Annotated in this window: 14 protein-coding genes; 13 read left to right on the top strand and 1 reads right to left on the bottom strand. The window is 43.5% G+C overall.

Translation table 11 applies throughout. From position 1 onward, the window contains the following. Positions 1 to 176 precede the first annotated feature (176 nt). Both matP and DPF93_RS01540 read left to right on the top strand, forming a co-directional pair. On the top strand, positions 177 to 626 hold the full coding sequence (matP, locus tag DPF93_RS01545) for a macrodomain Ter protein MatP (RefSeq protein ID WP_114764453.1): 450 nt from the start codon (positions 177 to 179) through the stop codon (positions 624 to 626). An 11-nt stretch (positions 627 to 637) separates the two neighbouring features. Then, complete coding sequence (locus DPF93_RS01540) at positions 638 to 949, top strand: DUF3634 family protein (protein WP_114764452.1); 312 nt, start codon at positions 638 to 640, stop codon at positions 947 to 949. A 1,428-nt stretch (positions 950 to 2,377) separates the two neighbouring features. Here the strand turns inward: DPF93_RS01540 and DPF93_RS01535 are convergent. After that, positions 2,378 to 2,728, bottom strand: coding sequence for a hypothetical protein (locus DPF93_RS01535; RefSeq protein WP_114764451.1), 351 nt, complete (start codon positions 2,726 to 2,728; stop codon positions 2,378 to 2,380). A 259-nt stretch (positions 2,729 to 2,987) separates the two neighbouring features. On the opposite strand from DPF93_RS01535, the gene ccoN reads away from it, so the two are divergent. The 11 genes from ccoN (at position 2,988) to ttcA (ending at position 13,060) form a co-directional block, all read left to right on the top strand. Beyond that, entirely contained in the window at positions 2,988 to 4,415 is a 1,428-nt protein-coding gene (gene ccoN, locus DPF93_RS01530; protein ID WP_114764450.1) for a cytochrome-c oxidase, cbb3-type subunit I, read from the top strand. 12 nt (positions 4,416 to 4,427) lie between these two features. Continuing rightward, the gene (gene ccoO / locus DPF93_RS01525; RefSeq protein WP_114764449.1) at positions 4,428 to 5,048 is read left to right on the top strand and encodes a cytochrome-c oxidase, cbb3-type subunit II; all 621 of its coding nucleotides are present in this window, start codon (positions 4,428 to 4,430) and stop codon (positions 5,046 to 5,048) included. A 10-nt stretch (positions 5,049 to 5,058) separates the two neighbouring features. After that, on the top strand, positions 5,059 to 5,232 hold the full coding sequence (locus DPF93_RS01520) for a cbb3-type cytochrome oxidase subunit 3 (protein WP_114764448.1): 174 nt from the start codon (positions 5,059 to 5,061) through the stop codon (positions 5,230 to 5,232). Continuing rightward, entirely contained in the window at positions 5,232 to 6,209 is a 978-nt protein-coding gene (ccoP, locus tag DPF93_RS01515) for a cytochrome-c oxidase, cbb3-type subunit III (RefSeq protein WP_114764447.1), read from the top strand. Before DPF93_RS01520 ends, ccoP begins: the two co-directional genes overlap by 1 nt. An 84-nt stretch (positions 6,210 to 6,293) precedes the next feature. Beyond that, positions 6,294 to 6,773, top strand: a complete 480-nt coding sequence (locus DPF93_RS01510) for a FixH family protein (RefSeq protein ID WP_114764446.1) — start codon at positions 6,294 to 6,296, stop codon at positions 6,771 to 6,773. Positions 6,774 to 6,780: 7 nt separating this feature from the next. Next, the gene (locus tag DPF93_RS01505; RefSeq protein ID WP_114764445.1) at positions 6,781 to 9,153 is read left to right on the top strand and encodes a heavy metal translocating P-type ATPase; all 2,373 of its coding nucleotides are present in this window, start codon (positions 6,781 to 6,783) and stop codon (positions 9,151 to 9,153) included. A 3-nt stretch (positions 9,154 to 9,156) separates the two neighbouring features. Beyond that, the gene (gene ccoS, locus DPF93_RS01500) at positions 9,157 to 9,318 is read left to right on the top strand and encodes a cbb3-type cytochrome oxidase assembly protein CcoS (RefSeq protein ID WP_114764444.1); all 162 of its coding nucleotides are present in this window, start codon (positions 9,157 to 9,159) and stop codon (positions 9,316 to 9,318) included. Next, entirely contained in the window at positions 9,315 to 9,986 is a 672-nt protein-coding gene (locus DPF93_RS01495; RefSeq protein ID WP_114764443.1) for a sulfite exporter TauE/SafE family protein, read from the top strand. Before ccoS ends, DPF93_RS01495 begins: the two co-directional genes overlap by 4 nt. A gap of 91 nt (positions 9,987 to 10,077) precedes the next feature. Continuing rightward, on the top strand, positions 10,078 to 10,824 hold the full coding sequence (locus tag DPF93_RS01490; protein ID WP_114764442.1) for an FNR family transcription factor: 747 nt from the start codon (positions 10,078 to 10,080) through the stop codon (positions 10,822 to 10,824). 181 nt (positions 10,825 to 11,005) lie between these two features. Further along, a complete protein-coding gene (gene uspE, locus DPF93_RS01485; protein WP_114764441.1) occupies positions 11,006 to 11,953 on the top strand; it encodes a universal stress protein UspE in 948 nt (315 codons plus the stop codon). A gap of 174 nt (positions 11,954 to 12,127) precedes the next feature. Beyond that, a complete protein-coding gene (ttcA, locus tag DPF93_RS01480; protein WP_114764440.1) occupies positions 12,128 to 13,060 on the top strand; it encodes a tRNA 2-thiocytidine(32) synthetase TtcA in 933 nt (310 codons plus the stop codon). Positions 13,061 to 13,062: the final 2 nt, after the last annotated feature.

The raw sequence follows: 13,062 nt of genomic DNA, 5'->3' as shown, positions 1-13,062 counted from the left end.
TGCAAAAAGGAGACAAATTATATAGGAAAACACTCTCACCATATAGCATCTATCTGAATTGAAACGTTGACTTGCACGTTTTATAGTCGATCTGTGTCGATATTTAGATAGTGGTGGATTGTGAAAAATTCCACTTTGGGTTACGCTGTCACCAGAATGCTAACGGGTCATATAAAATGAAATATCAACAACTTGAAAACTTAGAATGTGGTTGGAAGTGGAAGTACCTTATCAAGAAGTGGAAAGAGGGAGAAAAGATCACTCGCCATATTGATAGTAGTGAAGACAAAGTCGCGGTAGAAGGTCTTCTGAAGCTAGAGCATGAACCAACACGTGTACTCGAGTGGATCGAAGAAAACATGGCGCTTGAGTTAGACAACAAGCTAAAGCAAGCTATTCGTGCAAAGCGTAAGCGCCACTTTAACGCGGAACAGATTCATACCAAGAAGAAGTCTATCGACCTTGATTACCGGGTTTGGGAAAAGCTTTCATACCGTGCCGGTGAGTTGGGTTGCACTCTATCGGATGCGATCGAATATCTGCTTTCTGAAGCGTCCCGTAGTGAGAAAGCGTCAAAAACCGTGTCTAGTTTAAAGGAAGATTTAAGCAAGTTATTGGCTGATTAGGGAAGAGTAAAATGCTTTATGTCATTCTTATCGCAGCATTGGTGATCTTTTGGTTGGTTGCCGTTGATAGACCCGTCCTAAAAGTGACCTTTAAGCAAGGACATATAGAGAAAGTAAAAGGGCATTTTCCTAGTAAGTTCCAGCATAATGTCCAAGAGATTGGAGAAAGGAATCCTTTTGATGGTGAGCTTAAAGTCTATCAACAACGTACCGGTCCTAAGTTAGTATTCTCAAAACAAGTACCGAAAAAAGTGCAGCAACGCATCAGAAATGTGTTCCCACACCAAGGCTTTACCTCCAAATCGGGTAAGAAAGCAGGCTAAACAACCATCCTATACCCAAACAACTTGGAGATGCAGGTAGGCGACAAAGGAACAAAGCCTCTGAGCATAGATGTTCTATGTGATGAGGTTTGTGAGTTCCAGTCCCTTTTTAAACCAATAAAGCGCTGTAACTTCACGTAGGACGGGTATAATCAAGCATCATCGCGCAGCTTATACATAACATAGTTATGTTAAATAAGGGCGCGATTTTTTGTATCTGCTACTATGCTTTTAATCTCACACGATACAACAATAGGCGAGTTCCAGCATTGGCTGCATAAGAATAGCTAGAGTTACAGGGTAACAATAGCTAATGTCATTGCAATCAATACAATGCGCAGAATCGTTTGTCAGTTGATACTGTTAATTGACTGTTCGGTTAACAACCCAGTAGTCTTAGCGAAATAGCGAAAGGATTTTGTGTAGGTCTTAGAGTCATAGAATGCACCGCATTGATACCGCTAGGCGTTATAGATAATTCCGGTGAGATAGTCGGGTATGTATTTTATCTCCTCGAATACCATTAAGTGACGACGTAACACTTTCTCTAAATTAAGAAATGTCACGTGTCATCCGATTTAAAATAAACTCTTTCGTATTCATCGTTAGCAAATCAAGCAAGTCATACTTTCGTTGTGATTCAGTGGAGCCAGAAGCAAGTTGCTTTAGATAGTGCAAATAGCCAAAGGTTTTTTGGTCGTGAGGACGCGCAAATCTATCTTGATTGTGTAAGAAGCGTTTAGCATCGAGTAATTACACAGATAAACGACTAAGTTTTAAATCCAATGGCTATCACAGACGGTGCTCAGATAAAGGCGAACATCAAAAAGCAATCCTGATAGATACCACAGCACCCAGTTGAGAGCATAGAAACCAATTTGAAAGTCGACGTAGCAGTTATAGGTACAAACGATGGAGAATTTTTAGTAACTAGCTAATATCAGTGTTGGGTAAGTTTAAGATGAAGAACGTTAGATTAATTAACACTGAAGCTGATAACAATCTCAACGTACCGTTTTGGATTGGTATCGAGGAAACATCTATCAAGAGGAAGTGATACTGATTAGCGGGAACAATCACAGTTGACGCAGTCGCTAATAACTATGTTCAAAAAACACAGAATGCGAAGAACGGCGCATGACAGTAACACTTAACCGTATTTATAACGCAGAAACCGACAATTTAGCGCTAAAGCCATGGTCGTATTTCAATACACATTAGTGCGCATTATGTATATTATGTTAAATGTAGTATTTATGAGTTCAAGGTTACAGTGTAATGAACTCTCTTCTACTCTCTATGCTGGGATTTGTACTTAACATAATTGATTTACCATAAAATACTTAATAATCATATTTACTATCTATCGATATTAACTCTGATTATTAATAAGCCCTAAGCTTCTATATTTAGCTCAGGGCTTACTGATTATTTGTTTGTTATTTCCAATCGATATGTTTCTTCTTGAGCATTATTAGTCAAAGAAATCTGTTGTTTGTGTTTGAATGCTATTTGCCAAGTCATCGGCTTTTCTTGGGTTAAATTCGCTTCGTGAATCGTCCAACCTGAATTTTGAGTACTAATCGATAACATTTCTGCCTCAAATTTGGCTGTGAACTCGGTCTCATTAACCTTAAAGCTACATGTGTTTTTTCCTTCGCAATCGACCTTTATTACATCTTGATACGTTATTGTTCGCCAGAAAAACGCCACAATTAGTAGTGTTAACATGATGATTATTTGAACAAAACGTCCTTTCGTGAGCTTCTGAGCTGCCATTTCGGTGTGTTCTCCGTGTAACAAACTTCAAAGTTTTAAAATAAATAACAAAATCCAGACCAAGTGTAAGGTTACTTCCCTGTCATTGAATTGTTAATTGAAGTATTATTTGGCACTGAAAATGCCACTTTTATTAAAGATCGCTAAGATTATTTAACCTTACTTAGAGGTCAAGTATTTCAAAGCAATTTTGGGTGGCATTACGACATGTGTCGTGTTGGAAGTAAAGTGTAGTAATTAGAATTGGAAGCATGCAAATATGAGCCAAGAAAAGCAGCTTGAACAAAACTACAACTATACCGTCGTCCGTCAATTTACTTTGGTGACAATCCTTTGGGGTATTGTCGGGATGGCAGTTGGTGTTTTGATCGCCGCTCAATTAGTATGGCCACAGTTAAACTTTGATACGCCGTGGCTGACGTATAGTAGATTACGTCCACTGCATACTAATGCGGTTATTTTTGCGTTTGGTACCAGTGCTCTGTTCGCAACATCTTATTATGTTGTGCAGCGTACTTGTCAGACGCGTTTATTTGGTGGCCCTCTTGTTCCATTTACATTCTGGGGTTGGCAGGCAATTATCTTAGCCGCAGCCATCACTTTACCTTTGGGTTACACCTCAGGGAAAGAGTACGCAGAATTGGAATGGCCGATTGATATCGCAATCGCTGTAGTATGGGTGTCTTACGCTATTGTGTTCTTTGGAACGCTGATTAAACGTAATACCTCACATATCTATGTAGCAAACTGGTTCTTCGGTGCGTTTATTATCACCGTAGCAGTTCTTCATATCGTAAACAGCATGGCGATTCCTGTTGCCCTAGGTAAGTCTTACTCGATTTACTCTGGTGCCGTCGATGCCATGGTTCAATGGTGGTACGGTCACAATGCGGTAGGTTTCCTTTTGACAGCTGGTTTCCTAGGTATGATGTACTACTTTGTACCTAAGCAAGCTGAGCGCCCTGTTTATTCTTACCGTCTATCTATCGTTCACTTCTGGGCGTTAGTTTCTCTATATATCTGGGCTGGTCCTCACCACCTACATTACACAGCTCTACCTGACTGGACTCAGTCACTTGGTATGGTAATGTCGTTGGTACTATTCGCACCATCTTGGGGTGGCATGATCAACGGTATCATGACGCTATCTGGTGCATGGCATAAGCTACGTTACGACCCGATCCTACGTTTTCTAATCGTATCTCTATCTTTCTACGGCATGTCGACTTTTGAAGGTCCAATGATGTCGATTAAGACAGTTAACGCACTATCGCACTACACAGATTGGACGATCGGTCACGTTCACTCTGGTGCACTTGGTTGGGTTGCAATGGTTTCTATTGGTTCGGTTTACCACTTGATCCCTCGCCTATTTGGTCAAGAGCGCATGTACTCAGTGGGTATGATTAACGCGCACTTCTGGCTAGCAACTATCGGTACCGTTCTGTACATCGTTGCAATGTGGATCTCAGGTGTAATGCAAGGTCTGATGTGGCGCGCAGTTAACTCTGACGGCACGCTAACTTACAGCTTTGTTGAATCAGTTCAAGCGTCTTACCCGTTCTATACAGTACGTTTCATTGGTGGCTTTATTTTCCTAGCCGGTATGTTCCTAATGGCGTACAACGCGTACAAGACAATCACTGCACCAAAGCATAGCTTGAAAGCTATTGCTCAACCTGCATAAGGAGATTGAAGAATGAGTTCAAATTCTAATAATCGCCATGAAATTGTCGAACGTAATGTCGGGTTACTCGCGATTCTAATCGTGTTTGCGATCAGCTTGGGTGCATTAGTAGAGATCACTCCACTAATTTTCCAAAAGCAAACCACTGAGCCTGTAGAGAACTTACGTCCTTATACTGCGCTTGAAATGGAAGGTCGTGATATTTATATCCGTGAAGGTTGTAACACTTGTCACAGCCAAATGATTCGTCCTTTCCGTTCAGAAACAGAGCGTTACGGTCACTACTCTGTAGCTGGCGAAAGTGTTTGGGAACATCCATTCCTGTGGGGCTCTAAACGTACTGGTCCAGATCTAGCTCGCGTAGGTGGTCGTTATTCTGATGAATGGCACCGTATCCACCTGATTGATCCGCGTGAACTGGTTCCAGAATCAAACATGCCTGGTTTCCCATGGCTTGAAGAAAACGTTCTTGATGGCAAAGACACTCAGAAGAAACTCCAAGTGTTCCGCGATCAATTTGGCGTTCCTTATACCGATGAGCAAATCGCAAATGCGGCTAAAGACGTAGAAGGTAAAACAGAGATGGATGCAATCATCGCTTACCTACAGTCTCTTGGTCATTCAATGAAGTAAGGAGCTAATTATGGATATCGGTACTATTCACAGTATTTGGACCATAGTGCTATTTGTTAGCTTTATTGGTGTGGTTTGGTGGGCTTACGGTAAAGGCCGTAAAGCACGTTTTGACGAAGCCGCTAACCTTGTATTTGCCGACGAAGAGCAAACGCCCATGAAAGATCAAGGAGTGACCAAGTAATGACGACGTTTTGGAGTCTTTGGATAATCATCATCACGGTCGGCACTTTGCTTGGCTGTGCAGCCCTTCTCTATTGGTGCCTAAAAGATAAAATGGGTGTTGAAGAAGGCGCTGACATGGGGCATGAATACGATGGTATTCGTGAATTAAACAACCCATTACCTAAATGGTGGACTTACCTATTTGTTGGTACGTTCATTTTTGCTGCGATTTACCTTGCCCTGTACCCAGGTCTTGGTAACTTCAAAGGCTTTTTAGGCTGGCAAAGCTCGAACCAGACGGTTCGTTCGCTTGAAGAGTCTAAATTGGCGATTGAAAGCGCTCAGCAAAACAAACAGTTAAACCAGTATGCAAAAGAGTTAGACGATGCTGATGCTTATTTCGGCGAAGCATTCCGTCAACTGGCGTATGTTGAAGGGACAGAAGAGCTAAAATCTATTCCTGATATCGCGCAAGACCCTGAAGCAATTAAAGTAGGTCAACGTTTGTTCCTACAAAACTGTTCTCAGTGTCACGGTTCTGATGCTCGTGGTATGACTGGCTTCCCTAACCTAACGGATAACGCTTGGCTATACGGTGGCGAGCCAGAAGCTATCGTCAACACAGTCATGAATGGTCGTGTTGGTATGATGGCAGCTTGGAAAGATGCCCTAGGTGAAGAAGGCGTTCGTGAAGTAGTAAGCTACACATTAAGCTTATCAGGACGTTCAGTGAACGCTCGTGAAGCAGAAGCGGGTAAAGCTCGTTTCGTAGTGTGTGCTGCTTGTCACGGTACTGACGGTAAGGGTAACCCTGCTCTGGGTGCTCCAGATTTGACTGACCAATACTGGCTATTCGGTGGCAGCCGCGCTGCAGTAACCGAAACAGTAATGAACGGTCGTTCTGGTGTGATGCCGGCGTGGAAAGACATTCTGGGCGAAGATAAAGTTCAGCTTGTTTCTGCGTACGTGTGGAGCCTAAGTAACTCAGATAAATAGTAACATTTCTAAAACAGCCCCTTTCGTAGGGGCTGTCATTTCGCTAAATTATTCCTACTTTCATTTTCATTCGAGAACTTTTTTATGGTAAAGCCTTGGTATAAGCAGTTTTGGCCGTGGTTTCTAATCGCTCTTCCAGCAACGGTTGTAGTGGCGGCGTTCATAACCTTGTCTATTTCTATTAAAAACTCCCCATCTTTAGTGACCGAGGATTACTATAAAAAAGGTAAAGGGATCAACATTGATATTTCCAAAGTCAATGCCGCAAAAGCACTGGTGCTAAAAGCCAATGTGGTTTCTGATGGCTCAGATATCATTATTCAGTTTGATAAAGGCAGCATGGAGCATTTCCCTGCTCTTTCTGCAATGTTCGCTCACCGTACACTCGCGGATCAAGATTTCAGCCAACTAGTCACGTCGGATGCTTCAGGTAACTATCGCATTACACTTGAACAACCATTGGAAGGTCCTTGGTTTATTGAGCTTAGTCCGCACGATAAATCTTGGCTTATCCAAGGTCGTGTTAATTTCCCATCTGAGTCAGCTACTGTATTAATGGACTAGAAGTATTATGTGCAAAGCGTGTTATCACTGTGGTGAAGATGTACCAGTCAACACGGACTTTAACGTTGAAATCCTAGGCGAGATTCGTGAGATGTGCTGTCCTGGTTGCGAGACCGTAGCACAGACCATCGTCGATAGTGGTTTAGTCTCCTACTATCAATATCGCACCGCGCCAGCTGAAAAAGCTGAACTGGTACCTGAACAGCTGCAAGCCTTGATCCACTACGATAACCAAGAAGTACAAAACGAGTTCGTACGTAACAGCGATGACATTTCTGAAGTGACATTGTCACTGGATGGTATCTCTTGTGCTGCTTGTGCTTGGTTGATTGAGAAACAACTCTCCCACACTGATGGTGTTGTGCGTATTCGCGTCAATACTGCCACCAATCGCGCTTTGCTTTCTTGGAACAACACTAAAACCAAACTCAGTGAGTTGCTCTCGACTATTCATCGACTCGGCTACAAAGCAGCGCCATTTGAAGCTGATCAACAAGAAGCCGCCTACCATCAAGCGATGAAGCAATACCTTTATCGTTTAGGTATCGCCGGTCTTGCCACAATGCAAGTGATGATGCTGGCAGTTGCACTTTACCTTGAAGTGTTTGGTGACCTTGATGCCGAGTTCAAAAACTACTTCCGTTGGGTGAGCTTAATCTTTGCTACGCCAGTCATGCTCTACTCTGCACTTCCTTTCTATATTAATGCCTGGCGCAGTATAAAAAGCCGTACACTAGGTATGGATGTGCCTGTCTCCATCGCGATGATCTTTGCTTACGTTGCCAGTATGGTGGCAACGATTACCGAACAAGGGGAAGTATTCTTTGAATCGATTTCGATGTTCGCTTTCTTCCTCTTGGTTGGGCGCTTTCTTGAAATGCGAGCTAGACGTAAAGCTGCCGCGGCAAGTGGTAACTTGCTCAAATTGATCCCAGCAATGGCGACGACCATTGAGGGCGAACAGGTGCCAGTAAAGTCCTTAACCGTGGGTGACCAAGTCCGTGTACTCCCGGGTGAACATATCCCCGCAGATGGCGTGATTGTCGAGGGACGAATTCACATTGATGAATCGATGTTAACAGGCGAGTCTGTGCCGGTGGTAAAGCAATTAGGCGATACAGTCTATGCGGGTACATTAAATGGTGAAGAGTCGTTCGTGCTGGTAGTTCGCTCATCAAAAGCAGACTCCATGATCTCTAATATCGTTCGATTACAAGACGAGGCGCAGCTATCTAAACCAAAAATCGCAGAAATTGCAGATATTGTTGCTCGTTACTTTGTTGCGGCGATTCTTATTATTGCTGCCGCAACTTGGTTCTACTGGCAACAACATCAACCGGAAGACGCTTTTTGGATTATGCTGGCGGTGCTCGTGGCAACCTGTCCATGCGCCCTATCCTTGGCTACGCCAACTGCCTTGACGTGCGCTACATCTCGTATGGGTAACTTTGGTATTTTGCTGCGTAAGAGCCACGTGTTTGAAACACTGTGTAAAGTAAACCATCTTATCGTGGATAAAACCGGAACTTTAACCCACGGCGATATTGTAATTAGCGATGTTTCTCTGCACGGTGATCTAGATAAACAAGACGTGCTGAAACTCGCCGCAGCTTTAGAAGCGCATGCCAATCACCCATTAGCCCGCGCTTTTCGCCCTTACCACAATACTCAAGTGGTTGTTGATGAGATCGAAAACATCATCGGCTCTGGAATTGTTGGTCAATATAACGGTCAACCACTCAAAATCGGCAGTGCTGGTTTTGTTTTGGGTAATGCTAGTGCCGCTCAAGCCAACGCGATTTATTTATCACTCGCAGATAAACATATCGCAACGTTTATTTATCAAGACCCGATCCGTAAAGAGGCACAAACCTTCATTAAGCAATTTCAGCAAGCTGGCGTGAAAGTGACTCTACTAACGGGTGATTCGAAAACCAATGCAGAACTAGTAGCTAATGCGATAGGTATAGATGACGTTGTCGCCGAAGCGAAACCACAAGATAAGCTTGATTACCTTCAATCCGGTGATAAGCACGACATCACAATGATGATTGGGGATGGCATAAACGACGCACCAACCCTAGCAGGTGCTCATCTGTCGGTTGCGATGGGTGGTGGCACTGATGTGGCAAAAGCATCAGCCGACATGGTATTGCTTGGTGATAATTTAGACCGAATTCTAAAAGCTCGTGAGCTAGCTCTTAAAACGCGCAGAATAATTGCAGAAAACTTAGCTTGGTCGTTAGGCTATAACCTACTCATTTTGCCACTCGCCGTTGCTGGTTTAGTGGCACCTTATTTTGCGGTAGTTGGTATGTCAGCCAGCTCGATTATTGTGGTATCTAACTCGCTTAGATTGCTTAAGGAACAAGGTAAGTAATCCATGGAAAGCCTCTATATATTGATCCCTATTGCGATTGTGCTAGTTTGCGTTGCTGTAGGTATTTTCCTTTGGGCTGTTAAAAGTGAGCAGTTCGAGGACCTTGAGCGCCAAGGACACAACATTTTGTTCGATGAAGACGAGCAGGATAACAAGCGTAAATGAGTGCCGATTTTATTGCCGCCTTCTTTATCGGTCTGGTCGGTGCCGGTCATTGCGTTGGCATGTGTGGCGGAATCGCCTCTTTGCTTTCCATGGGGAAAACAAACCCATCAGCTTTGATCCCTATCTATTATAACCTTGGGCGTGTTTTAAGTTACGCCTTAATCGGGGCAATCGTTGGCGGTGCAGTTTCGACTGTCGCCGATGTCGCCAATTTAAATCATAGCTTTGCTTGGCTTAGATTGATTGCTGCTCTCTTTATGGTGTTACTCGCCTGCTATATCGCGCGTTGGTGGCAAGGCCTTCTCGCTGTCGAAAAACTTGGGCAGTCTCTATGGAAGTTTATCTCGCCACTTGGCAAAAAGTTGCTGCCGCTTAGAAATCCTCTCCACGCTATTCCATTTGGTTTTATCTGGGGTTGGCTTCCATGCGGTCTTGTTTATTCCACGCTAACTTGGGCGGTGGTTTCTGGCAGTAGCCTCAATGGTGCATTAATTATGGCAAGCTTTGGTCTAGGCACTTTGCCAGCGATGGTTGCCGTTGGTTATGGCTCGCAGTATTTACATAAGTTGCAACAATCTTCAGTTTTTCGAAACATCGCTGCGCTGCTAATCTTAGCTTATGGCATTTATACAGCCTATGGATCGCTCAATATACTCTTGGCTGGTTGATAGATTACTGTTTTAAAGCGCCTTTTTTCGCTACCTTTTATCTTTGAGGGGTGGTAAAATATTGATGTATATCAAATAGTGAAAGGTTGTTATGATTTCTGAAAAGCCTGCAAAACGCATTCAGTCGGGTGGTTGTGCTATACATTGTCAAGATTGCAGCATTAGCCAGCTTTGCATTCCATTTACTCTAAATGAATCTGAGCTGGATCAACTGGATCAAATCATTGAACGCAAGAAGCCAATCCAAAAAGGCCAAGAGCTATTTAAAGCTGGTGACGAATTGAAGTCACTCTATGCGATTCGTTCTGGAACCATTAAGAGCTACACAATTACCGAGCAAGGTGATGAGCAGATCACTGCATTCCACCTCGCTGGTGACCTAGTGGGCTTTGATGCGATCACTGACGACAGTCACCCTAGTTTTGCGCAAGCGCTAGAAACTTCGATGGTATGTGAAATCCCATATGAAATTCTTGATGACCTATCAGGTAAAATGCCAAAACTTCGTCAACAGATCATGCGCCTGATGAGTAATGAAATCAAAGGCGACCAAGAAATGATTCTGTTATTGTCGAAAAAGAACGCTGAAGAGCGTCTAGCTGCATTTCTATACAACCTTTCTACGCGTTTTTCTCAGCGAGGCTTTAGTCCGCGTGAGTTCCGTCTAACCATGACTCGTGGTGATATCGGTAACTACCTCGGTCTAACCGTTGAAACGATTAGCCGCTTACTGGGTCGTTTCCAAAAATCGGAAATCTTGAGCGTTAAAGGTAAATACATCACTATTATTGACCATGACGCACTAATGCAGCTAGCTGGTGTTTCAACAGAATCGTAATAACTTCAATGATGTAGCTCTTTAATGAGCTACATCATACTTTCCTCTTCTTTCCCGCATATTTTGCTAATAAATCTCATCGAACTACGCTAAAGTGAAATTATACCCAAGCATTTTAATTACATTTGGGTAAAGGCCGGTTGACTTAGCGATAAGTCTCCTCTTCACTAAGGAGTTAACAATGAGTATTTATAATAACATCCTAGTCGTTGCCAATATTAATAGCGATGAGCAGCCTGCACTTGCTCGCGCTATGCAATTAGCTGCCAAAAGCCGCTCTCGTAGCCACGTCACGTTTTTTCTTTCTATCTATGATTTCTCATACGATATGACATCTATGCTCTCGATCGACGAGAGAAACGCAATGCGCAAGGGTGTCATTCATCAACGTGAACAGTGGATGCGTTCTGTTGCGGAGCCCTATCTTAATGATTCAATTGACTTTGATGTGGTCGTTGTTTGGCATAATCGCCCATACGAAGCGGTGATTGCTCAAGTCTTCGCTGGTGAACATGATATTGTTATCAAAGGCACTCGTAAGCACGATGTTTTAGAGTCAGTTATCTTTACCCCAACAGATTGGCACTTGCTGCGTAAATGCCCTGCACCTGTTTTGTTGGTTAAAAATTCAGATTGGCCAGAGAACGCCAGTATTCTTGCCTCTGTCCATGTGGGCTCAGAAAACGAAACGCATCAAACTCTCAATGACTCAATGGTTGATCAGTTGAATAGCCTATCTGAGCGACTTGGTGCGCGTCCTTATTTGGTTAATGCCTACCCTGTTACGCCTGCGAATATTACTATTGAACTGCCAGAGTTTGACCCAACAACCTACACAGATGCTGTCCGTGGCCATCACCTTACAGCGATGAAAGCGCTGCGTCAGAAACATGGTTACGACGAAGAGCAAACAATTGTTGAGCAAGGTTTACCTGAAGATATTATTCCGGAAGCTGCGCAAAAACTTAACGCAGCCATGGTCATCATCGGTACAACGGGACGAACGGGTTTATCAGCAGTCTTTATTGGTAATACTGCGGAACACGTTATTGATAAGATTAACTGTGACGTAATGGCACTGAAACCTGATGGTTACATCAGTCCATTAGACCCAGCAACTGCAATTTAGTAAGTTTGAAGCTTTGTCCCCTCGATATCGAGGGGATTTTTCTATCCAGCCACCGAAAGCACTAGCATCTCAGAGATTTATCCGTATTATACGCCCTTCATACCTTTCTTAGGGCCGTTTTGCCCTTGTTAGAGTATCGATGTGTTTTAAGATTACAGATAAGACTGCGAACTAATGACCGAGCAAACTCAAGAGCTAACTAAAGCTCAACAATATAATTTCAACAAACTTCAAAAGCGCATCCGCCGTAACACTGGCCAAGCGATCCAAGACTTCAACATGATTGAAGATGGCGACCGCATCATGGTTTGTCTATCGGGCGGTAAAGACAGCTTTACCATGTTGGATATACTGATGAGCCTGCAAAAGAGCGCGCCTATCTCATTTTCGCTTGTGGCTGTAAACCTCGATCAGAAACAACCGGGCTTCCCTGGTCACATTCTGCCTGAATACCTTGAGTCTATCGGCGTTGAGTACAAGATTGTTGAAGAAGACACTTACTCTATCGTGCAAGATAAGATCCCTGAAGGTAAAACGACTTGCTCACTATGCTCTCGCTTGCGTCGTGGTATTTTGTACCGCACAGCAAAAGAGCTGGGTGCAACTAAGATTGCTTTAGGTCACCACCGTGACGATATCCTAGAAACATTGTTCCTGAACATGTTCCATGGCGGCAAGATGAAAGGCATGCCACCTAAGTTGGTGTCAGATAACGGTGAACACGTAGTTATTCGCCCACTCGCTTACTGCCGTGAGAAAGACATCATCAAGTATGCAGATATGCGTGAGTACCCGATCATCCCTTGTAACCTATGTGGTTCTCAGCCAAACCTACAGCGTCAAAACATTAAGCAAATGCTAAATGATTGGGACAAGCGTTTCCCTGGTCGTATTGAAAGCATGTTCCGTGCGATGCAAAACGTGGTACCTAGCCACCTAGCTGACTTCGAACTGTTTGATTTTAAATCGATCAACCGTGATTCAGGCGTGATCAATGGCGGCGATATCGGTTTTGATAAAGAAGAAATGCCAGTGCAAAACTTCGTAGATGAAGATGTGGTACAAGAGTTTGACCCTAGCCTTAAGCTAGACGTGACAAACTTATAAGC

It is taken from the genome of Vibrio rhodolitus, from assembly GCF_003350325.1.
Lineage (GTDB): Bacteria > Pseudomonadota > Gammaproteobacteria > Enterobacterales > Vibrionaceae > Vibrio > Vibrio rhodolitus.
This window is presented reverse-complemented; position numbering and strand designations above follow the sequence as displayed.